We start from the raw sequence: 25,055 nt of genomic DNA on the forward strand, positions 1-25,055 counted from the left end.
TCCAGCCAGCGGCGGAGTCGGGATAATCGAAGTCGCCGCCCGGGGGCTGTCGCCGGCGGGAACCTGCTCAGCGAGGAGCGTGAGATCCATGTCCACCATCGAAGCGGACTCAACGACCCAGTCACCGTTCGACCGTGAGGTCACCGAGGTACAGCGATACTTCGACAGTCCGCGGTTCGAGGGGATCACTCGGCTCTACACCGCACGGCAGGTTGCCGAACAGCGCGGCACGATCCCGGTGGACCAGACCGTCGCTCGCGAGGCCGCCACCGCCTTCCACAAGCGCCTGCGCGAACTGTTCGCCGTCAAGAAGAGCATCACGACCTTCGGCCCGTACTCGCCGGGTCAGGCGGTGACCATGAAGCGGATGGGTATCGAAGGCATCTATCTCGGCGGCTGGGCGACGTCAGCCAAGGGCTCGACCACCGAGGACCCCGGTCCCGACCTCGCGAGCTACCCGTTGAGTCAGGTGCCCGACGAGGCTGCCGGCCTGGTGCGCGCATTGCTGACCGCCGACCGCAACCAGCAGTACCTGCGCCTGCAGATGACCCCTGAGCAACGCGCAGCACAACCCGCTGTCGACTACCGCCCGTTCATCATCGCCGATGCCGACACCGGTCACGGCGGAGATCCGCACGTGCGCAACCTGATTCGGCGGTTCGTGGAGGCCGGTGTGCCCGGCTATCACATCGAGGATCAGCGCCCCGGCACCAAGAAGTGCGGCCATCAGGGCGGCAAGGTGCTGGTGCCGTCCGACGAACAGCTCAAGCGCCTCAACACCGCTCGTTTCCAGCTCGACATCATGAATGTGCCGGGCATCATCGTCGCCCGCACCGATGCCGAGGCGGCCAACCTCATCGACAGCCGGGCCGACGAGCGCGATCAGCCGTTCGTGCTCGGCGCCACCAATCTCAAGGTCCCGCCATACAAGTCCTGCTTCCTGGCCATGGTGCGGCGGTTCTACGAGGCCGGCGTCACCGAGCTCAACGGACATCTGCTCTATGCACTGCCCGACGGCGAATACGCGGTGGCCGACGCGTGGCTACAGCGTCAAGGCATCTTCGATCTGATCGCCGCGCAGGCCGCCGCCTGGGCGGACGGCCAGGAACGTTCGCTTGACGCCCTGTTCGACAAGGTCGAGTCGACGTTCATCGACGCCTGGCAGGACGACGCCGGGCTCGACACGTATGGCGACGCGGTGGCCGAGCTGCTGAAGTTCCGCGAGGGCGAAGGCGAACCGCACGAGATGAGCGCCGCCGATTGGCTCGCGTTCGCCAAGACGGCGTCGCTGTACGCCGCCCGCGAAAAGGCCCGCGAGTTGGGCGTGGATGCGCCGTGGGACCCCGAGCGCGCCAAGACCCCCGAGGGCTACTACCAGGTGCGCGGCGGAATCCCATACGCGATTGCGAAATCCCTTGCGGCAGCGCCCTTTGCGGATCTGCTCTGGATGGAGACCAAGACCGCCGACCTGGCCGACGCCCGCGAGTTCGCCGAAGCGGTCCACGCCGTGTATCCGGAGAAGATGCTGGCCTACAACCTCTCCCCCTCGTTCAACTGGGATACCACCGGGATGAGCGACGAGGAGATGCGCGCCTTCCCAGAAGAGCTGGCCAAGATGGGCTTCGTCTTCAACTTCATGACCTACGGCGGCCACCAGATCGACGGTGTCGCCGCAGAGGAGTTCGCCACCGCCCTGCGCCAGGACGGCATGCTGGCACTGGCCCGCCTGCAGCGCAAGATGCGACTGGTCGAGTCCCCTTATCGCACACCGCAAACCCTGGTCGGCGGTCCGCGCAGTGATGCGGCGCTTGCGGCGTCCTCGGGCCGTACCGCGACCACGAAATCGATGGGCAAGGGCTCCACCCAGCACCAGCATCTGGTGCAGACCGAGGTGCCCAAGAAGCTGCTCGAAGAGTGGCTGGCGCTATGGAGCGAGCACTATCAGCTCGGCGAGAAGCTGCGGGTCCAGCTGCGGCCACGCCGCGCCGGCGGCGAGGTCCTCGAGCTCGGCATCTACGGCGCCAGGGAGGACGGCGGCGAGGAAGAGCTACTGGCCAATGTGCTCGTCGACCCGATCAAGGACCGGCACGGCCGCAGCATTCTCACGGTGCGCGACCAGAACACGTTCGCCGAGAAGCTGCGCCAGAAGCGCCTGATGACGCTGATCCACCTGTGGATGGTGCACCGGTTCAAGGCTGACGCCGTCTATTACGTCACGCCGACCGAGGACAACATCTACCAGGCCGACAAGATGAAGGCGCATGGCATCTTCAGCAATGTCCACAAGGATGTCGGCGAGATCATCGTCGCCGACGTCAACCAGGACCGGATCGCCGAGCTGCTGGAGCCTGACCAGGCCGCACTCAAACGGCTGATCGCCAAAGAGGACTAGCTCGATACGACGAACGTCGAGTTGTTGTTGGGAAATCGGCCGTCGCCCGACAACAACTCGACGCTCGGCGCAGCGAACTGAAAGCCCAACAGTATCGGTACGGATTCGGTTGGGTGAACGGAAAGTGAACACGCAGCTCAGGGCGTTGATTCGGGGTCGATTTCAGTCCCGGCGCAAAGTCTCAGGGCAGGCGCGACAGCAACATCCCATACCGTCGATAGCCCGTCTCACGCCCGGTCCGACACCGGACGGAAGATAGCGAACGGTATTCATTCGCCGGAATTGTCCAGGTAGAGTGCCGCCCGTGGGCAAACACCGGTTAGCCAAGCCTCGGCGCCGTTGGTCGGTCGCCGTGGTCGCGCTCGCCGCACTCCCGGTGGCCGGCATTCTGACCGCCAGCTCCGGCGGGCTGCCCAACAAGGTGGCGCCTGCGAGCCTGGAGTGCTGCGCCGAACTCGTGGCCGCCGGACCTCTCAACCTCGGCGCCGCACCGATCGGCGCGCACTACGTCGTCATGACCCAAGCCGATCTGGTGGCGAGCAGAAGCGCGGTCAATCGCACCACTCTGCATGCGCTGCCGGCGGGCGCCGGTATCGAACAAGGCCTGCAGATCAAGACGATCCTGGCCGAACGTCTCGTCAGCGCCTACTTCCCCGAGATCCACAACATCGGCGGGGTGCGGCCGGACTCCTTGAAGTGGCACCCGATGGGAATGGCCATCGACGTGATGATCCCGAACTATCAAAGCCCGGAAGGGAAAGAGCTGGGCGACCGTATCGCGGCCTTCGCTCTGGACAACGCCGACCGGCTGTCGCTGAATCACGTGATCTGGCGGCGCATCATGTACGACAAGGGTGGGAAGCCCTTCCTGATGGGGAATCTCGGCTCTGACGATGCCAATCACTACACTCATGTGCACATCGCCACCGACGGTGGCGGCTATCCCACCGGTGGCGAGAGTTATTTTGGCTGATCCCAAGCATTTTGGCGCGCTTGCCCTTCTGCTGAGCGGTGCGCTGATCGCAGCGCCGGTCGCACATGCGGACGAAGCATTCTGGGGCGGCACGTACAAGATCACCTTCCACACCGACCAGAAGTCGGGCACCAGCATCGCGGCCTCGCAGCAGGAGACGGCCTACACCTCCTCATACAAGATCACGACGGACTGTTCATCGGGCACCTGCATCGCCTCGTTCCTCGACGGCCCGACACCCAAAGACAATGCCGCGCAATCCACCACGTTCGCGTGGACCGGTTCGCAGTGGACGCGGTCCAACAGTTGGCGCTGGGACTGCACACTGCCGGACGGCACGATCACCTACGACCAGGCCAACTCGGTGACCACCTATCAGCCACAGCCGGACGGTTCGCTGGCGGGGACGTTCCAGACCACCATCGACGATGGTGCTTGCCAGGGCACGGCCATCATCCCGGTGACCGCGACCCCCTCTTCCTCCTGACCTGAAATTCGCATGACGGCAGCACCGCGAGTTGGCTACCGTCGGCGCTCGTGACGGATGTTGTCGAGATTGACGCGAGCCAGACAACTCGGGCGGCGGAAGCAATGTTGACGCTGCGGCCGCGTTGGCAGACCTGCGATGGGTCTGCGCCGAGGCTCAGAAACTGGATTGCGAAGCGATCCACTTGGATTCCGGCGTGGGTGCAGACCGGGCCGCAGCCCATCGTCTGTACATGAGGAATCGTTTCACGATCACCGCGCACCATTTCGCTCGCGAAACCATGACCTAGTCTGTCGTTATGCGCATGCTGAAGGTGTCGACGCTGGTCACGGCGATCGCGGTGGCGGCGACTCCCGGCATCGCGGGAGCCGCACCGAAGAACTACTGCGCCGACCTCAAGGGCGTCGACAATGGCCAGGCCTGCCAGATCCAGCAGACTGACCCCTCCTACCAGGTCAGCATCAGCTTCCCCAGCGGCTACCCGGACCTGAAATCGGTCGCCGATTACGTCAGTCAGACCCGGGACGGGTTCGTCAACGTGGCCAAGAGCTCCAACCCGCTCAACATGCCCTACGAACTGGACATCACCGCGACTAGCTACACCTCGGCGCTCCCGCCCCGTGGCACCCAGTCCGTCGTCCTGCAGAACTACGAGAACATCGGTGGCGCGCACCCGCAGACGTCGTTCAAGGCATTCAACTGGGATCAGACCCTTCGCAAGCCGATCACCTACGACACACTGTGGCAGCCAGGCGCCGATCCGCTGAAGGTGGTCTTCCCGATCGTGATGACCGAGCTGCAGAAGCAGACCGGCCAGCCGATCTTCGTCGACCCGGTCACGGGCATGGACCCGGCCAGCTATCAGGACTTCGCGATCACCAACGACGGGGTGATGTTCTTCTTCAGCCAGGGCCAACTGTTGCCCGAGTCGGCCGGTGCCACCCAGGTGCTGGTTCCCCGCGCGGCGATCGACGCGCTACTGGCGTGAGCTCACCGGTGGCGTGACACACGCCACCGCGCTCCACATCTTGTTGCCCGGATTGCGCGGATCGGGCTGCGGCAAGCGGGCCGCCAGCGCCATCAGTGGCGGCAGTCGGCGAAACCGGCGGGCGGCCGTCATCAGCGATTCCGCTTCGGCGATCGACCAGCCGAGGTCTTCGAAGAAGGCCAGCCCATTCGGCGGGGCGAACTTGATCGGCGCGTTGCGCATCATGCCGGCGGTCCTGTTGTTCATCGTGGTCTTGACGCCTCCAGCGCCGAAATCGAAGGTCCACCAGCCGATCTCGGGTCGCTGAAGCGCGCGGGACAGACCGATGACATCCGCCTCTGCCAGATACATCAGCAGGCCCTCGGTCAGTACGAAGGCCTTGGTGGCACCGGCCAGCGCTTCGTCCAGGAAGGCGTCGCGGGCACTCGGATCGGACAGGTCGACGGCATGACGCGACAACCGGCAGCGTGGGGTCTGGTCGGCCAGTAGCTGCTCTTTCTCGGCGACCAGCGGCGCAAGGTCGGCCTCGACCCAGAGCAGGTCTGCCGGCAGCTCGAGTCGGTAGGGACGGGTGTCGAGACCGGCGGCCAGGTTCAGCACCCGATCGCATCCCTGGCTGATGGCGTGGGCGATGAGGTCGTCGATGATTTTGGTGCGGGCGACCAGCCACCAGCCGTGGCGGATGCTGCGCGGCGCGGCGGCGACGATCGCATGGCCTCGCTCGCCGGCCAGCCGTTGAGCCAGCGGGTCGTGAAACAGGGCGTCGGGTCGTGCCGATTCCGTGGCGCGATGTGCGGTCACCCAGCGGGCGGTGTCGGAGACGTTCGAGACCAGCGAGTCCATAGCCACAGTGTCACAGACCGCCGGCTCAGAAGACCGGCAGGTGCGCCGCGGCCACCAGCGGCAGACGTCCGGCGCTTCGGGTGCGGCCTTCGTCCATCGCGGAGATGCCCCAGAAGGACGCACCATAGGACGCGTCGATCGGGGTCAACGGTGTCGCGCCGCCGAAGCTGCTGCCGGCCCGCTCAAGCCAACGTGTGATTCGAGTCTTCATGGCGAACCTCTTCGTTTCGATGTTGTCGTTGGCACTGACTCTCCTGGGTCGCGAGCCCGGGTGGCATCGGGTGACTGGTGGATGCGCGGGATGAATCGCATGTCCACCGATCGGGGGACTTCGCGCCTGCAGCGGGAAACGATGTTGTGCTGCCATGCTGTTTTCATGCCCCGACTCCCCCGCCGGATCGCATCGGATCTCAACGCGAGGCTGCGCAGCCCCGAGACTGCCGCAGTGGTGGCTGGGCTGGAGAACAAGCTGACCGAGCGGCGCCGCGACTACAAGATGCAGTCCGGGGCATTCCGCGGTGTCCGGGTGGTCGTCTACCGCGGATTCGTGGCCGACGACGTAGCCAAGGTTCGGGTCCGGGTGATCGAGACTCCAGAGCTGCCCGGCGATAGCCGCATCCCGTACTGGGAGGTGGCGCAGAGCAATCTGCGCCGGCACGCCGCGCTGTCGATCGTGGGCGCGGAGGTGGAGTTGCGGGTCGGCCGGCACCGAGCCACCGAGGTCACCGACAGCCACGGCTTCGCAAACTTCTCGCTGCCGGTACCGAAGCTGCGCACCGGTTGGCATGCGGCCGAGGCAGTTGCCGCGGGAGTCGGTGACGACGAGCAGGCCGTCGGTGCCGGATGGGTGGTCAAACCATCGCTGGCCGCGCCGTTCCTGGTGATCTCCGATATCGACGACACGATTCTGCTCACCGGCTTGACTGAGGGCCTGACCATGGTGGCCCGAACACTGCTACGAGATGTGGAGCAGCGCAGCGCGATTCCCGGGATGTCGGCGCTCTACCGCGGACTGGCGCGGGGCATTCCCGGCCGCAGCGGAAAACCCCGCGCGGAGCCGGCGTTCTTCTATGTGTCCACCGGAAGCTGGTCGTTCTACTCGATGTTGGAGCAATTCGTCGAACTGCGCGCCTTCCCGCCGGGGCCGATGTTCCTCACTGACTGGGGTCCGACCGAGCGGTATTTGCGGCGCAGCGGTGCCGAGCACAAACGTGCGGCGGTCCGGCGACTGTTCGAGGCGTATCCAGGCATGCGTTTCGTGCTGATCGGTGACAGCGGCCAGCGCGATCCGCTCATCTATGAGGAGATAGCCCGCGAGTTTCCCGGCCGGGTGCTGCTGGCCATGATCAGACAGGTCGGTACCGCGGCCGACGAGCGCAACACCCTGCTACAGGACCACACCGAAACCCTTCAGGGCGAAGGTATTCCGCTGCATCTGGTGGCCGACGCCGCGCAGGCCGCGCAACTAGCTGCCGACCTCAAGCTCTGCGCTGCGGACACGGTGGCGGACGCCGTGGCTGAGCTGGACGAATCCTGAGCTACCGCGAATTCGCCCACGCGACGGCAAACGCACTCGCCACCGAGATCACCGTCAGGGGAATCCCGAATCGGACGAATGTCCCGATGCTGTAGCCCCCTGGCTTCATCACCATCAGATTGGACTGGTGGCTGAACGGATTGAGGAACGTGAACGAGATGCACGTGCCAATCAGCGTCAGCAACAGAATCGGATCCAGGCCGGTGGCACCGGCCACGGTCAGCGCCACCGGCGTGAGAATCGCCGCGGCCGCCGCGTTGGTGACGACGTTGGTCAACACCGTGGTGACGATGGCGATGACCAAGATCACCAGTGCGGTACTGCCGGTCGAAAGCGTCAGGATCGCCGACGAGATGTGGTTGCCCAGACCGCTGTTCACGACGATCACACCGAGACCGATCGAACCGGCGATGATCGCGAGGATGTTCCAATTCAGTGCCCGCACGGCCGAGCGCGGAGTGAGCACCTTCGTAAGGACCATCAGCGTGGCCCCGGCGACGGCAATCAACTCGATCGGCGCCATGTTGAATGCCGCGGTCGTGATGACACCAAGCAGGATCGCCAGCGCGATCCATGTCTTTGCGGTCTGCGGCGCCGTACCGGCGACCCGCTGCCATAGGCCGACCAGTGGGTGGTCGGCGAGGACATCGGCCGAACTCGTTGTGACAAGGCACATCTCCCCCGGTAACGCCGGTGTGTCGCGCAGCAGTTTGGCCGACTGGGCGGCGACCACCTGCACATCCTCGTCTTCTTCGAGATCGCGTACGCTCGCCGCCTCGTCGGTGGCGATGGAGACCAGGTAGAGAGCCTGCGCGGCGTGGCCGAAACGTGGGCTGGCCCAAAGCATCCGGACACCGGACTCGGTGGCGCGGTAGACGAGCACGTCACCGGTCTGCACGACGCTGTCAGGCCCGACGAAGTCGCCCCAACGCTGAATCTCCACCAACTCGAATTCGGGGGTGTCGCGCACGCCGAGCTCGGCGGCAGTGCGGCCCAGCGCATTGGCGCCTGCGGCGACCGGAATTTCAGCGCGCCAATCCAATTCGGGCTCACCGCGGGTGGCCTGGCCACGCAGCATCAGCGGTGCGGCGATCACCAACACCACCCAACCGACCAATGCCACGGGCACGGCAATCGGGACGAACGAAAACATTTTGAGGTCGACGCCCGCTGGTGCGGCCAACCCGGCGATCAGCAGATTTGAGCTGGTGCCGATCAACGTGGCCGAACCGGCCAGGGTGGTGGCATGCGCGATGGGCAGCAGGACCCCACGCGCGGGCACGCCCGACTGCTGCTCGAGCTCCTTGGTCGCGGGGATCAGCATGGCCACGATCGGGGTGGTGTTGATCAGCGCGGAAACGACCCCGACCGGTGGGATGAGGCGACGCAACACCTGCCCGGCGGACTGCACCCCGGCCAGCAGGCGGTAGGTGACACGGGTGATCACCCCGGTTTGGAGCACACCCTTCGCGATGACGAGCATGGCCGCGATGGTGATCACCCCGCCGTTGCTCAATCCGGCGAACAACTCGCCGGGGGTCGCGATCCCGGCGATGCCAGCAACCACGAGCGCGCAGATCAACGCCAGCACCGCCGGTTGCCGCCCGGTCGTCATCACGATGAGTGTGCAGATAACGATCACCGCGGCGAGGATGGTCATCACTGCATTCTGACGTTTACCACTTCCTGCGGTGTAATCTTCCGTCCATCACTGACGAGAGTGGGGGCACGAAATGTCAGATCCAGATTGGACACAACCCGCGGCATTGGCCATCCCGAAAGAGGGCTACTTCGAGCTGGAACGCGGACGGTACGGGCCGGTCTTTCCCCGGACGCCCGCGTGCTACGGGTTCTCCATCATCGCCAAGGTCAAAGAGGGCCGCGAGGAGGCGCTCCGGGCCTACGGAAATCAGATCCAGGAGACGATCGCCGCCAGCCCCCATGCCCTCGCCCCGCTTCGGCTGCACTATCTGCGGTGGGTTCTGTTCGACGTCGGCTCGGGGTTGCACTTCCAGTACCAGGGCATCTTCGACACCGACTTCGACAAGTACACCGAAGATGCGGTGCAGTTGTTCAGTCAGACCGGTATCACCACAGCGTTCACGAATCTCGAAGGGTTCCCGGAGGATTGGAAGGAGAACCCGGCGTCATTCGTGAAATTCGTGCGTGACCATCAAGTCCCCAGCTTCTTGGAGTACGGCGAATACCCTTACGTCACCGCCGACGAGATCAAAAAGGCGTTGCGGCTCAAGGACGCATTCTCGACGATGCTGGACCAGATGCAATGACCTCGGCGCCGGGGCCAGCGCTGGAACTCGACGACATCCAGCACATCATGTTGACCCGCACGCCGGCCATCACCGGCCGCTACGAGTTCCTGACCTTCGACACAGCGGCCGGCGGCCGGGCCTGGCTGACTGAATTGCTCGACAAGGTGCAATCGGCCGCGGACGTACACGCGACGATGGACAGCTCGGATCGCTGGGTCACGTTGGCCTTCACCTGGACTGGGCTGCGGGCGTTGGGGGTGCCCGAGGAATCGCTGGCGTCCTTCCCCGACGCGTTTCGGGAAGGGATGCCCGCCCGAGCGGGGATCCTCGGTGACACCGGCACCGCTGCGCCGGAGCATTGGGTGGGCGGGTTGGCCGGCGACGATGTGCACGCCATCGCGATCCTGTTCTCCCGCACCGACGAGCAGTGCGCGCGCTCCATCGAGGAACACGACAAGCTGCTTGCACGGACCGAGGGCGTACGGAGCCTGTCGTACCTCGACCTCAACGCCAGCCCGCCATTCAACTACGCCCATGACCACTTCGGCTTTCGCGATCGGCTGTCGCAGCCGGTCATGAAGGGCTCCGGAGAAGAACCGACGCCGGGCTCGGGCGATCCGCTGGAACCAGGTGAGTTCATCCTCGGCTATCCAGACGAGAACGGACCGGTGATCGACCTACCCGGTCCGGAAGTGTTGTCCCGCAACGGAAGTTACATGGCCTACCGGCGACTGGCGGAGCATGTCGGCCTCTTCCGTGACTACCTGCGTGCCAATGCCGACACCCCGGAGGGCGAGGAACTGCTGGCCGCAAAGTTCATGGGCCGCTGGCGCAGCGGTGCGCCCCTGGTGTTGGCGCCGGACAAAGACGATCCCGAGTTGGGTGCCGATCCGATGCGCAACAACGACTACAACTACAAGGAGATGGACCCCCTCGGTTATGCGTGCCCGCTGGGATCCCACGCGCGCAGACTCAATCCACGCGACACCGCCCACTACATGAATCGTCGCCGGATGATCCGGCGCGGTGCGACGTATGGGCCTGCGCTGCCGGACAACGCCCCCGACGACGGAGTGGAACGCGGCATCGCCGCGTTCATCATCTGCGCCGACCTGGTGCGCCAGTTTGAGTTCGCCCAGAACGTCTGGATCAACGACAAGACGTTCCACGAGCTGGGTAACGAGCACGACCCCATCTGCGGAACCCAGGATGGCACACTGGATTTCACCGTCCCCAAACGGCCGATCCGCAAGGTTCACAAAGGCATCCCGGCGTTCACGACGCTGACGGGTGGGGCGTATTTCTTTCTGCCCGGATTGAACGGCCTGCGCTACCTCGCCACACTCGGCACGTAAAGGGGTCATCATGCGGGCACGCACCTACAACCAGAGTCACGTCGCACGCACCCACGATGGGCGCCGCCGAGTCAGCATCTACTGGACCTGGAGCTATCCGTGGGAATCCCAACGGGATCCGGCGGAGATCTACAACCGCTTCTCGACCATCACCGAGGTACGCAACGTCGCCTGGCCCGCGTACGAAACACCCGAGTACGCGGCGGCCAACTTCCTGCAGGGCATCGCCGGAACGCTCGAGCTGTTCCACCGGTCCACGCTGTCGTTCCAGGAGATCGCCGAGGAGGCCACTGGGCATCCCGTGGCGGTGTTCCAGCGCATCGACCAGGCCGGCTACCGGCTGCCGATCGACGAACGCATCCTGGCCGATACCGACACTCTGATGGTGTTCGGGCTCGACCACCTGCTCTCCGAACAGGACGCAGCGCCTGAGGAGATCGCCGCCATCGAGCGTTGGCTGCAGCGGGAGGGCACCTGCCTGGTCCTCGCGCCGCACCACGACGTCGGCTTCACCGACGACTTCGCCCAGCGCCAAATGGAATACGAACACCACGGCGATCGGCTGGTCCCCCGCCAACAACGCTTCAGTCAGTACACCCGCTCACTGATGAAGGCACTGGCGGTGCCGGTGCACAACACCTGGGGTCTGCGTCCCGCAGTGACCGAAGGCACCCAGGAGATCGCACCGCTCACCGGCTTTCGTGATCTCGACTCGTCCCGGCTGCTCGACAACGTGACGACGTTCAACTTCCATCCGCACCTGCCGCACTATGAACTGACCGCACCCGAAGGGCCGGAGCTACGGGTCCTGGGCCGCCAAAAGGTCGACCCGAACCGGCCGCATCCGTTTACCCAAGCGGGCAATTCCGAGTTCAACGCGCTGATCTGGATGCCCCCATCCGGAACGCGCGCCGGCGATATCGTCCTCATCGACTCGACGCACTTCACCACCTTGTTCGGTGGGACGGACAGCCTTCGGAATCTGTGGCACAACCTGGTCACGATGGGCTGATTTCGTCGATTCCAGGAAATTCACAGGCCCGCTGGTAATCTCCGGCCTGAGCCGCCTAATGGGCGCGGCCGGATGGGGAGAGCAACGACATGGACTCTGCACGCACCGGAATGGTCGTCCCACTCACCGCGGCCGCTTTGGCGCTCGGATTGGTCCTCGCCGGCTGCGGTAAGGACGAGTCGTCAACGACGTCATCGGCATCGGCATCGGCATCCACTAGCTCGTCGACGTCCGCCGCCGCCTCGGCGACCAGCAGCGCTTCGAGTGCGCCGGCAACGCCGGGCGCCACACCGAATTATGCGTCGCTGCTGATGAAGGTCGAGGACATTCCGGCCACCCCGGACGGGCCTTTCACAGCCGTTGGCGAGCCGGTGTTGAGCACGGACCAGCCGAAGGACATTTCCCAGACCTTCAAGTCGGGGACCAACGCCATCATGTCGTCGGTCGTCATCAGCGCGACCGCCGCCGACGCCCAGCAGTGGAACAGCGCAGTCCAGGCGAGCCTGCCGACCCACCAGACCGGCACACCGGTGCCGGTGCCCTCGGTCACTCCCGACGCCACCCTCACCAGTGGTACGTCACTGGACGGCAAGAGCGCCAAGGCTGCGCTGCTGTTCACCGTGGACTACACATCGGTGATGATGTTGTTCGCCAGCGCGGACGGTGACACCAACCCGGTACCGCAGGATTTCGCCGAATCCGTCGGCAAGGTCCAGGCTGCGGCGATCCAAGCAGCGCTGCCCGGCCTGAAGTAAAGATCAGAGGTCGCGGCGCAGGAGGACAGCTCCTGCGTTGGCGGAAACGATTTGGACAGAAGCGATTTGGTCGATCGGTATCGAGGTGCTGCCTTCTAACGATGCCGATATGCCGGTGTGCGCCGTCCAGGTTGCCAGCTGGACATGGCTACCGTCGCGCCCCACCGCGATCATCGCCAGCTTGCTGTCGTCACCGTTGTAGTCGGTGTCCGACTGCGCTCCGGTGTAGCTGCAGTTGACGTCGATGCGAGTACCCCATGCGCGGCTGCTGAGAGTGACTGTGGCAGTGAGTGGTACCGGTGCGGTCGCTGTCATCGTGAGTGCCGAGCCCGCGGCTTGCTGGTGCACGGGATCCGTGGCCACCGGGTTGGATCCCATCGCGACGAAGACGCCGATCGCCAGCGCCGCGGCTGCTGCCAGCGTCCAGGTCAGCGCGCGCGAGCGACGCCGGTGCGAATTCACCATGGCCAGTACCTCGTCCCGAAGGGGCGGCAATCCGAGATGAGGCCCGTGCTCATCGATGGTGTCGACGTAGGTGCGGTCGATCTGCGACAGGAGCGCCGGCACACCGCCGAGCTCACCGACAGCGTCGGTGCACGGCTGGCAGGACCGCAGATGTGCCTCATACTCGCGACGTTCTGGAGCCGATAGGGAGCCCAGCACATACGCCGCATCCCACAGTGCGTACCCGTGGGTGCCGCCGGGCGAAGGCGAGCCGTCAAGCGTGGTCATCACGTCACCCTCGACGCCATTCCCTCGATCAGCCGGGTGATCAGCATGAGGACGAAACTGTCGAAGTCGCCGCGGAAGCGCGGAGCATCAGTCACGAACGGACGCTGCATCGACATGCCTAGCAGCACGGTTTCCATCAGCCGCACCGACTCGTCGATCAAGTCGTCTGGCGCGTAGGCGCCGGTAATCGTGCGGAGCAATTCGGCGAATTGCTGACGCTGCGCGTCGCGAAAGTCGAGGTATGCGGTCCGCAGGAAATCGTTGTGGTTGGCCGCGGCCCCGAATTCGACGACAAAGGTGACCGTGTCGAGGTTGTCGATGAACAGGGTGTACAGCAGACCGGCCGCGTCAGCCAGTCCATCGGGCACCGACGCGGCATGCGTCAGTTGGGCTTCGGCCGTGGCGAACAGTTGCTTGGCCACGTCGTTGATGGCCGCGTCGAACAGCTTCTCTTTGGTCTCGAAGTGATAGTGCAGCAGCGTCTGGGACACCTTGGCCGTGGTCGCAATCAGCCGCATCGACGATTTCTCGTACCCGTAGGCACGGAAGCACTCCACAGTCGCCTGCAGAATGCGCTGTCGGGCGTCGGCGGGCGTGACCTCAGGTACCCCGGCACCGTCGTGCGCCGAAACCGCTGGTGTCAACATCGACGCTCCTTGTTCTCCGATGACGTTCTCCCTGATCACTCAGTCAGTGTCCCCCCTAGTGTGAGACACGAGTGACGAGACGGGTTGGTTCAGCAGGAGACCAGGAATCTCACAAGTTCGCAGCGTATTGGCGAATTCCGGCTACGAGGACGATGCGGTCAGCTCGCCGGAATGCAGTTTGAGTACCCGGCGAACCTTGGCGGTACGACGTAGCGTCCTGCCCCAAGCCACCGCGAACGCGGTGAGGACCAGCACCAGCAAGGCCACGAGCCACGGATAGCCGCCGTGCCCGTGCACCCACATGACCACGGTGCTCTGGATCCGCCCGGCGATGGAGATCACCGGGTCATCCGGAGCGGCGGCGCCGTTGAAGATGCGGATCTCATAGACACCGTAGTAAGCGACGTACAGCCCGACGATCAGGACCAGAGCGCCACCGATCCTGTTGGTGTACGGCAGGATTCGGCGCATCCGATACATTCCGATGGGGTTGGCGAACGCGGCGGCGATGGCCAGCACACCGACGATCAGCGACATCCCCGCGGCGTAGACGAGGTAAGTCAGCAGGCCATCGACGATGAGACCGGTGCGGAAGCTCGCCGCGGTAACGGCCAAGAAGGGCCCGATGGTGCAGGACAGCGACGCGATCGCGTAGCCGATCCCATAGCCGAACATGGAGCCACCGCGCACCGTCGGCGCCCATCGGCCACTCCGGATGACCGGATTAAGTCCCGGCAGGTGTCGACCGGCAAGTGACCAGATACCCAGGCCGACGAGCACGACGCCAATCACCACGGTGACGTACGGCAGGTATTGCTGGACGGCCGAGGCGGCGGACACGGTGAGCAGGCCGAAAGCGCCGAACACGGTCATGAAGCCCAACACCATCTCGATGGTGGCCACAACGGCGCGGCGAAGCGCGCTGAGCTGGCCGGTCGCATCGCCGCGCACCACCAGGGTCATGTAGACGGGCAGCATCGCGAAGCCGCACGGATTGAGTACTGCTACCAATCCGGCGCCGAAGGCCAGTCCCATCAGGCTTTGTTCCACGATGCGCGGTGCTCTAGCTCATCCCGATGTCACTCTGCCGGTCTCCGCATCACATGCCCCTATCTCTTGGCGGCCCGGAACGTCGTCTGGGTAAGACACGAGCGAAGGCGCTCACGGGTTCAACGAAGTTTTATTCGGTACAGGTAACGCTCTCGACCTCCAGAAATCATCCATCTACTCCGCTGCCAGCCCCGGGGCGGCACTCGCCCGTAAGGGTCGCTACTCGGCGTCGAGGTACTGGCCCACCCGGGCCAGCGCCTCGGCGAAGGCGTCCACCTTTTCCTCACGCTTCTCGTTGGCGGGCTGGGCAGCACCGCGAGCACCTTCGGCCTCCACTCGGGCCGCACCCTGACGCCGCAACAGGCTGAAGTTCTTCTCTCGCGCTTGCCTGAGGCGACTCTGCAGTTCCTTCAACTGCTTCTCGTCCATGCGAGCCAGCGCATCGGGATCGCTCTCGGCGATCAACGAGTTTTCCTGCGGGGTCAGGTTCACGTGGTGGTTGCTCACCGTAGATACATAGCCTGCGCCGGCCGGGTCTATGCAACGAATCGCCGAGCACCTCGCCGAACCGTCACGACGGAGCCACGTCCAGTTCACGTTGACCGCGGCAGCGACTACATCATTTGACCCATGCCTGCGCGTCGGGACCACATAATTCGCCCGAAGTGCCGCCCCTGGGGGGGCGCCATACGTTGACCACCATGAACACCACGACAACCCTCAAGGGCATCAAGAAGCTCGCCGTTTACAGCGCCCTTTTCGGCGGCGTGGGCGCCGCCGTTCTCGGTGTCGGTTCCGGCCTGGCACACGCCGACTCCGCGCTAGGCTCGGTCGGCGCCGTTCAGATCGTTCAGCAGGCTGAGCCCTCGCGACAGGACGGAGATCAAGAAGTCGTTCGACGGGGCACCGTTATCCCGGTGCACGGAGACGACGAGCACGCTGGGGTCGGCTTTCACATCTCCGCGCCCGCGCGCGCGGCCCACTGAATCGCAGGATGAGACCAATGACAAAAGCACTTGCAACCAATGAGCCCGGTGACGAATTCTGCGAAGACTGCGGCTACGAACCGGAACTGAAGCGAACTCTGAATGGCTTTCAGGTGTTTGCCATTTCGTTCGCTTCCCTATCGGTGGCCGTCGCCATCTTCGCCACCTACGACGACGTGCTGCGCGACTCCGGCCCGGTCGGGATCTGGCTGTTCCCGATCGTTGCGATCGGACAGATTCTGGTGGCGTTGGTGTACGCGCAATTCGCCGCCCGCATACCACTGAGCGGCTCCTCGTATGCGTGGGCGTCGCGACTGGCCAGCCCGAAGGTCGGCTGGGCGTTCGGCTGGCTCGCTGTCCTTGCCGCCGTCGCCGGTCCCGTGACGATCGACAACGCGCTAGCCAGTCAATGTCTGATGCCACTGTTCAACATGGAGCCCAATGAGACCACCGCCCGGGTGATCACCGTGATTGTCTTGGTGATTCAGTTCATCCTTGCGATAGCCGCGACGCGGATCGTCGGTTGGGTTAACTCGCTGTCGGTCGGCGTCGAACTAGCCATCTTGGTGGTGATTGGCGTCGCGTTGACCGTCGCAATTTTGGTGACCGGCCATGGTTCACCGGCCAACCTCTTCTCGCGCGGCATTACCGAAGGCGCCCCAAACTATTTCGCCATCGGCGGCGGTTTGATGGCCGCATCGATCATGGGTCTGTCCACTCTGGTCGGTTTCGAGACGGCGTCGAATATGGCTGAGGAAGCCAAGAATCCGACCCGAAGCGTGCCCCGGGCGATCATCGGATCGGTGACGGCCGCCTCGGTACTGGGGATGCTGTTCGTCATCGTGCTGACCATCTCGATCACCGATATGGCTAAAGTCTCCAACAGCGAATCGCCGGTAGCCGAGATCATGAACCAGCGCTTCGGGGCCGGCTTTGAACGGCCGCTGCTGGCCGCCATCTCGCTCGCGTTCTTCGGAGCCGCTCTGGTCAGTATGGTCTCGGGGGCCCGCTACATCTACGCCATGTCACGCGACGGGCGCTTCCCCGCCTACAAGGTGATGCGCCGGGTCAATTCGCGCACCCGGACACCCATCCCGGCGACAACGGTGGTACTCGCGGTCGGCGTCATCCTCATGGCTCTCATGCCGGGCGGCGCACTGCTGCAACTGATTATGGCCGGCGCGATCGTCACGATCCTGTCCTATCTCCTCACGGTCGTTCTTTACCTGGCGACGCGCCACAAACTCGAACACAAGCCGGGCGGCTTCGACCTCGGACGCTGGGAGTGGCCCGTCGCGATCAGCGCCCTTGCCTGGGCGGTCATTTCGTTGTTCATCGTGATCTCCACCTCCCCGACATTGACGCCCATCGTGTTCGCCTTCGGCCTCTCCGCGGCGGGCGCGCTGTACTTCGTCTACATGTTGAAGTTCAACCCCAAGGTGCTCGAGGACCAGCCCGGCGATGCCAACACGCTCGCCGAGGTGGAGCAATCATGAACACTCAAGCCCTTACCGGCCGGGTGGTTCGTCCCGACGACAGCTACTACCCCGAGGCCAGCCAAGGCTGGAATCACTTCTTCACCCACAAGCCCGCAGCGGTCGTGTTCGCCCATGAGACCCAGGATGTGGTCAACGCCCTGGCGTGGGCGCGCCACAACGGTGTCCCGTTCCGCGTCCGAAGCGGCGGGCACGCCCTAGAGGGGTGGTCCGGCCTCGACGGCGGAATCGTGATCGACGTCAGTGCGCTGAAGTCGGTGACGATCGACGGAGCGGCTCAAACAGCCACCGTCGGCGCGGGACTCAACCAAATGGAGGCGGTCCTCGGGCTGGGCGCGGCGGGATTCGCCGCACCCACCGGAACCGAAGGCAGCGTCGGGCTCGCCGGGGCGACACTCGGCGGAGGTTTCGGCCTGCTCACGCGCAAGTTCGGGATGGCATCGGACAATCTGTTGGCGGCCGAGGTCGTCGTCGCATCGGCCGACGGTGGGGCCGAGGTGGTGACCGCCGATGAGCAGAACAACCCGGACCTACTGTGGGCGTTGCGTGGTGCCGGCAACGGAAACTTCGGCATCGTCACATCACTGACCTACCGGATTTATCCACTGGCACAGGCGGTCTACGTCGTCGCGGAGTGGACCGGGCTCGACGACCTGGACGCGGTATTCGAGGCTTGGCAGCGCTCCGCTCCTTATGTCGACGACCGGCTCACCAGCCAGCTCGAGACCGAGGGGGGCAGATTCGCTCTGCACGCTGCTCTCGCGCCGGGCTCGGAAGACGAAGCACTGCAGTTGCTTTCGCCGATGTTGTCCATTGGAGGTCCCGATGTCGTGGTGCAGGACGGGACGTGGCCCGACATCTACACCGGCTTTCAGATCCCGATCGAGGAAGATCCGGCGAACTGGAAGTTCAATTCGCAGTTCATCACCGAACCGCTGCCGCCCGAAGCGATACGCGTCATCCGTGCGTTCCTGGCGAAGGCGCCGGAGGGGTGCAACTACTTCACCAACGCCTTCGGCGGCGCGGTGCGCACCAGTGAGCCGTCGGGCGGGTCGGCATTCGCGCACCGTGACGCGTTGTACTACGCCGAACCCGGGGCCGGCTGGGGTGTCCGGGGCGGCGAACCCGTGTCCGCCGAGCAGACGGCGTCAGTCCTCGGGTGGGTCGCAGAGTTCTCCGAGGCGATGGGGCCCTACGTCAATGGCGCGTACGTCAACGTGCCCAATGCCGGTATGGCGGACTGGGAGCACGCCTACTGGGGGTCCAACGTCGATCGGCTGCGCAAGATCAAGGCGGCCTACGACCCGGACAACGTGTTCTCCTACGAGCAGAGCGTTCGGCCTGCCTAGCCGCCGTTGACAAGTTCCGCGAGGAACGCGGGCAACCGGCCTGCGCCGAAGTCGTAGAACCGCGCCCAGAGCGGCTCGATCGAGATACGCACCATCTGCGGATAGGTCGATTTCACGCTCTCTTCGAACTCGGCCAGTTCGGCTCCGTCCATCGAATTCCGCGCCGACTCGAGGTACTCCTCGGTGACACCGTCAACGGTCTCCAATGTGGCGAGGCCACGCACCAGCAGTGCCTTGGCCTCTTCCGGAGTGGAGCCGCCGTCGATGGTCAGGGCAACCTGCGGACGGGACGCAAGCGCGCGGGCCTTTGGAGAGGTCGGCGCCGTCGAGACGACGATGCGCTCCCGGGTCCAGTGGAACCCGACCGGAATGACTCGAGGGAAGCCGTCGTGCCCGTTGTAGGCCAGCCGAGCCATCGCGCCAGAGAGCAGCTGCTGTGCGCCTGGGTGGCCAAGCTCGCGAGCCAACTCTTGTGTATCCATCACACCGATACTCCTACCCGAATCGGGCGAGGATCAGTCCGTGGGCTGCAGCGGCCGCGGGCCGTATAGCTTCGCGCGGTAATTCTCGTAGGTGCGACGGCCAACGAGCTGCCAGAGGACTCGTGCGGGCGCAGGCACGCCCGCGAGGAATCGGTCCCGGTCGTGTGCGGACACTCCCTCAAGCAGGAAGCCCGCGAAGGCCAATCCGAGGATGGGATGAGTACGCAGAATTGCCGCACCACGCGCGATGGCCTTGGCCCATTCAGCCGGCGTGACGTATTCCTCGATCAACGGCACAACGTCGCGTTCTTCGTCGTCCAGATGTAGGTCGACAAGTCCAACCAGATCTGCGACAGCCGCCTGTAGTTGTTCCGCCGACTCTGAATCAGCTGCCTTCGCCCACCGCGCACTCGCGGCCTGCGCCGCGGCGACGCCGGCATCGATGTTGCGGTGCTCGTCCTCCATCCGGGTGATGTCGGCGTCATGCATCGGTACGCGAGCGTGCAGCTTCGGCCAGATGAGATCGTCTTCAGCAGCGTGATGGTGGTGCAGCACCGTGACGATGAAGTCCAGATGCACGTCGACGACCGTGGCTCTTTTCGCGTCCCCGTCGCAGACGGCGCTGATCAGCGCTGGGATGTTATGCAATTCGTTGCGGAAGGCGCGGTGCACCATGGGCATGTCGAACGCGACCGTCGAAGTCATGCTGAGTAAGTCTTCGCCGGATGAATGCGCGACACATGCGTAGTCGACTACTTCATTCGTGTTCACAGCGAACAGATAACTTCATCCAATCCAGCTACTAAGAACCAAGCGCCTCATGAGATGCATGACAAACAAACGATTGACCACGTCGGTAATGATGGCCGGGGCTGCGAGCATCGCGGCCCTCGTACTCGGCGGCCACATCATTCCCGTCAACGACGACGACGGGTGGAGCGTCAACGACCAGGGGCAAACCTCCGGCGACACCTTCCTGCAGAATGCGCAGGACCAGAGCACCGCCTGACGTCACGAGCGTGCGACGATCTGGGATATGACGACATCAGATGCGCTACGCCAGTCGCGGATTCCGCTCGCGAACGGGCAAGGGGCCATGCCTGCCGCCGGCTTCGGCACACTCATCCCCGATCTAGCCGACACCAAGAGATCCGTCAAAGATGCTCTTGCAGTTGGCTTCCGACATTTTGACTGCGCCGAGCGCTACCGCAACGAAGCCGCGGTGGGTGAGGCGATAGGTGAAGCCTTCGCGGCGGGAGCCGTCGAACGGGAACAGGCCTTCATCACCACCAAGCTGTGGAACACCAACCATCGTCCGGACCGGGTTAGGCCGGCCTTCGATGCGAGTCTGCGCCGCCTGCAACTCGATTACCTCGATTGCTACCTGATACACACGCCCTTCGCCTTCCGCCCGGGCGACGACCAAGACCCACGCGATGAGACCGGCGCGGTGATCTACGACGACGGCGTCACGCTGGAGCAGACCTGGCAGGCGTTGGAACGCCTGGTCGACGACGGTGATTGCAGATCGATCGGGCTCTCGGACATCACCTTGGAGAAACTGCAGGAGATCGTCGCGACCGCGCGCATCAAGCCCGCCGTCGTACAGGTCGAATCGCATCCCTATCTACCCGAGTGGGAGCTGCTCGACTACTGCCGGCAGCAGGACATCGTGCTGCTGGCCTTCGCCCCACTGGGGCACTCATCGACGCCGAATCTGTTGCAGGATCCGGTGATCGAGACCATCGCGGCAGAACTGCACATGACCCCGGCGCAGGTCGCGCTGTCGTGGGCCGCGCAGCGCGGTACCGCGTTCCTGACCACTTCGAAACGCCCCGATCGCATCCGGGAGAACTTCGAGATCTCACCGCTGCCGGAGGAAGCCATGTCGGCCATCCGCAACGACATCACCACGAACATCAGGTTCAATACCGTGGTGCACACGGGCGTACCGGGGTTCATTCCAGGGAACAGCACCCCTGCCTAAACGTCGTCGCACGACACATTGGTGCAGGACAATCACTAGGTGCAGCTGTCGCAACACCTCGTAGGCCCGACGCTCATCATCATCTGTCTGCTGATGGTGCTTGGCGCCGCGGCCGTCTACTGGTCGACCGCACTGGGTTCAGCGTGGACGGTGCCGCGCGCTGCCGTGCGCGCCGTGCTTCAGCTGGCCGCCGTCGCCGCCATTCTGACCGCCGCACTTCGCAACCTATGGACATCACTCCTGGTGCTGGTGGTGATGTTCGTGGCCGCGGCGTTCACTGCAGCGCGACGCAGCCACGCCAACCGGTCCTGGTTGCTGGCGGCAGCGCTTGCGACGGGCATGATTTCGGTAGTGCCGCTGCTGCTCGCGTCCGGGCTTGTACCCATCACCGGCATCGCCATCGTGCCCATCGCCGGAATCCTCCTGGGCAGCACCATGACTGCCACCTCGGTTGCTGCACGGCGTGCACTCGACACCCTCGGTATCCGTGCCGGCGAGGTTGAGGCGTTGCTCAGCCTGGGATTCCGCGACCGGCACGCGCGGATGGAGATCATCGGCCGCACTGCCGCGGACGCGCTCCTGCCGAACCTCGACCAAACCAGGACGGTGGGTGTGGTGACACTTCCCGGCGCCTTCGTGGGTGTGCTGCTGAGCACCGGGTCGGCGATGCAAGCCGGCGCGGTCCAGATACTGATCCTGCTGTCCATCCTGCTGTCCCAAACATGCGCGGTCGCGGTCACGCTCGAGCTGATCGCCCGAGGCAACATCACCCGCGGTCACGCGTAGTGGTGCGGTACGTGCGCGCACTGCAGCCGAACCATCGTCGACACGATCGGCTGAGCACGCTCTGCTCGGCGTAACCAAGCTCGCGGGCGAGATGCGAGAGGCTGATGTCGGTGTCGCGCAGATAATGCTCGGCGGTTTCGCGACGCACGCCGTCGATGAGATCGGCGAACGTGGTGTGCTCCGCGGTCAGGCGGCGATGCAGTGCCCGGGGATGCAGATCGAATTGCGCCGCAATCAATTCCAGGCTCGCGGTGCCGGTCGGCAGGAGTTGGCGGATCATTCTGCGCACCGACTGCGTCATGCCGGGCTCGCGTGTGGTGATCCCGCTCAGGTACTGCACCACCGCGTGATGGGCGAACGAGTCCTGGTTCAAGGAGCGCGCCAGAGCGGCTGTGCGGAAACTGAAGCCGGCAATGGGTTCGGCGAAGCGTGGTCGGCACCCGAAGTACCTCAGATAGTCGGCGGTTGCGGTGAGCGGCTCGTGCGGGAGGTGCACCGACAACGGGATGTACTGGTCGCCGAGTAGGAACCGCAGCACCTGCAGCGACACCCCGAGCGATAGTTCGGTGGTCTGTGCGTGCGGCGGCGGGCGCTCGATCAGGATCTCGAACGCGTAGAACGACTGGCCGCTCTCAGCACCCGGGGTGAGGTGCGCGGAAATGGCCGGGCTGTAGGCACCGAGGAACGTTTCCACGATCGTGAAGGCGTCGCCGACGGTGGCTGCGGTCCGCGCGGCAACGCCGAGCGGCCCCAGGATCTCGATGCCCTGCCGCAGTGCCAACCGCCGTCCGAAATCGGGAGTCGCCGTGGCCGTCGCCGCGGTCTCGACGGCCACGATCAGGCTGCGGTACGGCAGAAAGATCTCGTGCTCGCCGACGTCCTGGGGTCGGATGCCCGCGGAGCGCAGCAGGCCGACCGGCTCGCCACCGAGTTCTTCGACCAGGCGCGAATACCCCGACAGCGCCGTCCCACGTACCACCGACATGTCAACAAATGTCAAATAATCGTCCGCAACTGTCAAGACCTGGACGGTCTCGGTGCCGCATCCTCAGAGTCATGAGCTTTGACACCGTGATCCGCAACGGGCGCTGGTTCGACGGCAGCGGCGCTCCCTCGGCCATCCGCAACATCGGCATCCGCGACGGCCACGTCGCCGCCATCAGCGCGCAGCCGCTGGACGAGACCGGCTGCTCCGAGAGCATCGACGCCGACGGCAAGTGGGTGCTGCCCGGCCTTGTCGACATCCACACCCACTACGACATCGAGGTGCTCGGCGCCCCGGCGCTGTCGGAGTCCCTGCGTCACGGAGTGACGACGGTGCTGGTCGGTTCGTGTTCGCTATCGACCGTTCACGTTGACGGCGACGACGCCGGTGACCTGTTCGGCCGAGTGGAAGCCATCCCCCGCGAACACGTGATCAACACGATCGACCAGCACAAGACCTGGAGCACCTGCGAGCAGTACATCGCCGCCCTGGAGGCGCGGCCGTTAGGTCCCAACGTCGCGGCGTTCATCGGCCATTCGGACATGCGGGCCGCCACGATGGGACTGGACCGCTCGACCCGTCAAGAAGTGCGGCCCACGTCCGCCGAGCAATCCCGCATGGAGCAGATGCTCACCGAGGCGCTCGAAGCCGGATTCGTCGGAATGTCATCGCAACAGCTGCTGTTCGACAAGCTCGATGGCGAGATCTGCCGCTCCCGCACGCTGCCTTCGACGTATGCCAAACCGCGGGAACTGCGCCGGCTCAAGTCGATCCTGCGCCGCACCGGACGAGTCCTGCAGGCCGGTCCCGACATTGCGAACCCACTGGACGTCACCTCCCAGGTCCTGCAGTCGCTCGGCATCGTCCGCCGGCCGTTGAAGACGAGCCTGCTCGCCGCCGCCGACGTCAAGGCCAACCCGCTGGTGATCTCGGCGATGGGCCCCGGGGCGCGGCTGATCAACATGCTCGGCGGTGATTTCCGCTGGCAGCACCTGCCGGTGCCCTTCGAGGTGTACGCCGACGGCATCGACCTGGTGATCTTCGAGGAGTTCGGCTCCGGTGCCGCCGCGATGCATCTGAAAGAACAAGTGGCCCAACGTAATGAGCTGCTGCGCGACGAAGAATACCGACGGCAGTTCCGTAAGGACTACGACAACAAGTTCGGGCTTCGCGTGTGGCACCGCGACTTCTTCGACGCCGAGATCGTCGAGTGCCCCGATGACTCGGTGATCGGAAAATCGTTCGGGCAGGTCGGAATTGACCGTGGCGGCCTGCACCCCGTCGACGCGTTCCTCGATCTGGTCGTCGAGCACGGGACCGCACTGCGGTGGCGCACCACGGTGTCCAACCATCGCCCTGAAGTGCTCAAGAAGATGGCCCGGCAGCCGGGCATCCAGATGGGCTTTTCCGATGCCGGTGCGCACCTGCGCAATATGGCCTTCTACAACTTCGGGCTGCGACTGCTGCGCCACGTGTACGACGCACAGAAAGCCGGCACGCCGTTCATGAGCATCGAGGAGGCGGTGCACCGGCTGACCGGTGAATTGGCCGACTGGTATCAGCTCGACGCCGGCCACCTGCGGATCGGCGACCGCGCCGACCTGGTGATCGTCGACCCGGAACGTCTCGATGAGTCGCTGGACAGCTACCACGAGGAGACGGTCGCGCAGTACGGCGGACTGTCCCGGATGGTCAATCGCAACGACGACACCGTCAGCGCCGTGTTCGTCGGCGGCCGCGCGGTGGTCCTCGATGGGCAGCCCACCGACGTGGTTGGCACCCAGCGCACAGGTAGCTTCCTGCGCGCCAACACGGCGACTCGTGCGACAACGGCCGCAGTCGGCCTGTCGGCGTGATTGGCCGCATTTCCGCTGGTTAGCGCCAAGTACGGCCCTCCCAGCACCGCGCCCGCATTCGACGGACGTTTGGCATGTTGGTCATCG

Annotated in this window: 26 protein-coding genes; 16 read left to right on the forward strand and 10 right to left on the reverse strand. The window is 64.7% G+C overall.

Features of this window, described 5'->3' with window-relative positions; translation table 11 throughout:
* The first annotated feature begins 88 nt into the window (after positions 1-88).
* The 4 genes from aceA (at position 89) to SLQ31_RS16575 (ending at position 4,840) form a co-directional block, all read left to right on the forward strand.
* Positions 89-2,392 (forward strand): isocitrate lyase ICL2, encoded by a 2,304-nt coding sequence (aceA, locus tag SLQ31_RS16560; protein ID WP_319434475.1) that lies wholly within the window; start codon positions 89-91, stop codon positions 2,390-2,392.
* Between the two features lie 304 nt (positions 2,393-2,696).
* Positions 2,697-3,365 (forward strand): hypothetical protein, encoded by a 669-nt coding sequence (locus SLQ31_RS16565; protein ID WP_319434477.1) that lies wholly within the window; start codon positions 2,697-2,699, stop codon positions 3,363-3,365.
* Positions 3,358-3,852 (forward strand): hypothetical protein, encoded by a 495-nt coding sequence (locus SLQ31_RS16570; RefSeq protein ID WP_319434479.1) that lies wholly within the window; start codon positions 3,358-3,360, stop codon positions 3,850-3,852. Before SLQ31_RS16565 ends, SLQ31_RS16570 begins: the two co-directional genes overlap by 8 nt.
* 298 nt (positions 3,853-4,150) lie before the next feature.
* Positions 4,151-4,840 (forward strand): esterase, encoded by a 690-nt coding sequence (locus tag SLQ31_RS16575; RefSeq protein WP_319434481.1) that lies wholly within the window; start codon positions 4,151-4,153, stop codon positions 4,838-4,840.
* Here the strand turns inward: SLQ31_RS16575 and SLQ31_RS16580 are convergent.
* Both SLQ31_RS16580 and SLQ31_RS16585 read right to left on the reverse strand, forming a co-directional pair.
* A complete protein-coding gene (locus tag SLQ31_RS16580) occupies positions 4,829-5,683 on the reverse strand; it encodes an SAM-dependent methyltransferase (protein WP_319434482.1) in 855 nt (284 codons plus the stop codon). The genes SLQ31_RS16575 and SLQ31_RS16580 overlap by 12 nt on opposite strands.
* 25 nt (positions 5,684-5,708) lie before the next feature.
* Entirely contained in the window at positions 5,709-5,894 is a 186-nt protein-coding gene (locus SLQ31_RS16585; RefSeq protein ID WP_319434483.1) for a hypothetical protein, read from the reverse strand.
* 165 nt (positions 5,895-6,059) lie between these two features.
* Between SLQ31_RS16585 and SLQ31_RS16590 the strand changes: the two genes are divergently transcribed.
* Positions 6,060-7,220, forward strand: coding sequence for a phosphatase domain-containing protein (locus SLQ31_RS16590; protein ID WP_319434485.1), 1,161 nt, complete (start codon positions 6,060-6,062; stop codon positions 7,218-7,220).
* 1 nt (position 7,221) lies between these two features.
* On the opposite strand, the gene SLQ31_RS16595 is transcribed toward SLQ31_RS16590, so the two are convergent.
* Complete coding sequence (locus SLQ31_RS16595; RefSeq protein WP_319434487.1) at positions 7,222-8,880, reverse strand: SLC13 family permease; 1,659 nt, start codon at positions 8,878-8,880, stop codon at positions 7,222-7,224.
* A 73-nt stretch (positions 8,881-8,953) separates the two neighbouring features.
* On the opposite strand from SLQ31_RS16595, the gene SLQ31_RS16600 reads away from it, so the two are divergent.
* From SLQ31_RS16600 to SLQ31_RS16615, 4 genes are all read left to right on the forward strand, one after another.
* The gene (locus SLQ31_RS16600; RefSeq protein ID WP_319434489.1) at positions 8,954-9,508 is read left to right on the forward strand and encodes a hypothetical protein; all 555 of its coding nucleotides are present in this window, start codon (positions 8,954-8,956) and stop codon (positions 9,506-9,508) included.
* Positions 9,505-10,845 (forward strand): peroxidase, encoded by a 1,341-nt coding sequence (locus SLQ31_RS16605; RefSeq protein WP_319434491.1) that lies wholly within the window; start codon positions 9,505-9,507, stop codon positions 10,843-10,845. The genes SLQ31_RS16600 and SLQ31_RS16605 overlap by 4 nt, the downstream gene beginning before the upstream one ends.
* Positions 10,846-10,855: 10 nt before the next feature.
* Entirely contained in the window at positions 10,856-11,857 is a 1,002-nt protein-coding gene (locus SLQ31_RS16610) for a hypothetical protein (protein ID WP_319434493.1), read from the forward strand.
* Positions 11,858-11,946: 89 nt separating this feature from the next.
* On the forward strand, positions 11,947-12,612 hold the full coding sequence (locus SLQ31_RS16615; protein WP_319434495.1) for a hypothetical protein: 666 nt from the start codon (positions 11,947-11,949) through the stop codon (positions 12,610-12,612).
* A 3-nt stretch (positions 12,613-12,615) separates the two neighbouring features.
* On the opposite strand, the gene SLQ31_RS16620 is transcribed toward SLQ31_RS16615, so the two are convergent.
* The 4 genes from SLQ31_RS16620 to SLQ31_RS16635 form a co-directional block, all read right to left on the reverse strand.
* Positions 12,616-13,344 (reverse strand): zf-HC2 domain-containing protein, encoded by a 729-nt coding sequence (locus tag SLQ31_RS16620; RefSeq protein WP_319434497.1) that lies wholly within the window; start codon positions 13,342-13,344, stop codon positions 12,616-12,618.
* Entirely contained in the window at positions 13,344-13,991 is a 648-nt protein-coding gene (locus SLQ31_RS16625; protein WP_319434499.1) for a TetR/AcrR family transcriptional regulator, read from the reverse strand. Before SLQ31_RS16625 ends, SLQ31_RS16620 begins: the two co-directional genes overlap by 1 nt.
* A 141-nt stretch (positions 13,992-14,132) precedes the next feature.
* Positions 14,133-15,041, reverse strand: coding sequence for a cytochrome c biogenesis CcdA family protein (locus SLQ31_RS16630; protein ID WP_319434501.1), 909 nt, complete (start codon positions 15,039-15,041; stop codon positions 14,133-14,135).
* 219 nt (positions 15,042-15,260) lie between these two features.
* On the reverse strand, positions 15,261-15,548 hold the full coding sequence (locus SLQ31_RS16635; protein WP_319434503.1) for a hypothetical protein: 288 nt from the start codon (positions 15,546-15,548) through the stop codon (positions 15,261-15,263).
* 194 nt (positions 15,549-15,742) lie between these two features.
* Between SLQ31_RS16635 and SLQ31_RS16640 the strand changes: the two genes are divergently transcribed.
* From SLQ31_RS16640 to SLQ31_RS16650, 3 genes are read left to right on the forward strand one after another with little or no spacing between them, the layout of a single operon-like run.
* On the forward strand, positions 15,743-16,027 hold the full coding sequence (locus SLQ31_RS16640) for a hypothetical protein (RefSeq protein ID WP_319434504.1): 285 nt from the start codon (positions 15,743-15,745) through the stop codon (positions 16,025-16,027).
* Between the two features lie 17 nt (positions 16,028-16,044).
* Positions 16,045-17,523 carry an APC family permease gene (locus tag SLQ31_RS16645; protein WP_319434506.1) on the forward strand — a complete coding sequence of 493 codons (1,479 nt, stop codon included), beginning with the start codon at positions 16,045-16,047 and terminating at the stop codon, positions 17,521-17,523.
* Entirely contained in the window at positions 17,520-18,872 is a 1,353-nt protein-coding gene (locus SLQ31_RS16650; protein WP_319434508.1) for an FAD-binding oxidoreductase, read from the forward strand. Before SLQ31_RS16645 ends, SLQ31_RS16650 begins: the two co-directional genes overlap by 4 nt.
* Here SLQ31_RS16650 and SLQ31_RS16655 read toward each other — a convergent pair.
* Positions 18,869-19,354: a pyridoxamine 5'-phosphate oxidase family protein gene (locus tag SLQ31_RS16655; RefSeq protein ID WP_319434510.1), complete on the reverse strand. Its 486-nt coding sequence runs from the start codon at positions 19,352-19,354 to the stop codon at positions 18,869-18,871. The two genes, SLQ31_RS16650 and SLQ31_RS16655, sit on opposite strands and share 4 nt — an antisense overlap.
* 33 nt (positions 19,355-19,387) lie before the next feature.
* Entirely contained in the window at positions 19,388-20,059 is a 672-nt protein-coding gene (locus SLQ31_RS16660; protein WP_319434512.1) for a hemerythrin domain-containing protein, read from the reverse strand.
* Between the two features lie 124 nt (positions 20,060-20,183).
* Between SLQ31_RS16660 and SLQ31_RS16665 the strand changes: the two genes are divergently transcribed.
* The 3 genes from SLQ31_RS16665 to SLQ31_RS16675 are packed head-to-tail and all read left to right on the forward strand — an operon-like array spanning position 20,184 to position 22,127.
* Positions 20,184-20,363, forward strand: coding sequence for a hypothetical protein (locus tag SLQ31_RS16665; RefSeq protein ID WP_319434513.1), 180 nt, complete (start codon positions 20,184-20,186; stop codon positions 20,361-20,363).
* 27 nt (positions 20,364-20,390) lie between these two features.
* A complete protein-coding gene (locus tag SLQ31_RS16670) occupies positions 20,391-21,341 on the forward strand; it encodes an aldo/keto reductase (RefSeq protein WP_319434515.1) in 951 nt (316 codons plus the stop codon).
* Between the two features lie 39 nt (positions 21,342-21,380).
* Positions 21,381-22,127 carry an ABC transporter permease gene (locus SLQ31_RS16675; protein WP_319434517.1) on the forward strand — a complete coding sequence of 249 codons (747 nt, stop codon included), beginning with the start codon at positions 21,381-21,383 and terminating at the stop codon, positions 22,125-22,127.
* Here the strand turns inward: SLQ31_RS16675 and SLQ31_RS16680 are convergent.
* Positions 22,108-23,112, reverse strand: a complete 1,005-nt coding sequence (locus SLQ31_RS16680; RefSeq protein ID WP_319434519.1) for an AraC family transcriptional regulator — start codon at positions 23,110-23,112, stop codon at positions 22,108-22,110. The genes SLQ31_RS16675 and SLQ31_RS16680 overlap by 20 nt on opposite strands.
* A gap of 71 nt (positions 23,113-23,183) precedes the next feature.
* Between SLQ31_RS16680 and SLQ31_RS16685 the strand changes: the two genes are divergently transcribed.
* Positions 23,184-24,968 carry an N-acyl-D-amino-acid deacylase family protein gene (locus SLQ31_RS16685; RefSeq protein ID WP_319434521.1) on the forward strand — a complete coding sequence of 595 codons (1,785 nt, stop codon included), beginning with the start codon at positions 23,184-23,186 and terminating at the stop codon, positions 24,966-24,968.
* Positions 24,969-25,055 lie beyond the last annotated feature (87 nt).

Origin of the sequence: Mycobacterium sp. RTGN5, assembly GCF_033804465.1 — a bacterium.
In the GTDB taxonomy this organism is placed as follows: Bacteria; Actinomycetota; Actinomycetes; order Mycobacteriales; family Mycobacteriaceae; genus Mycobacterium.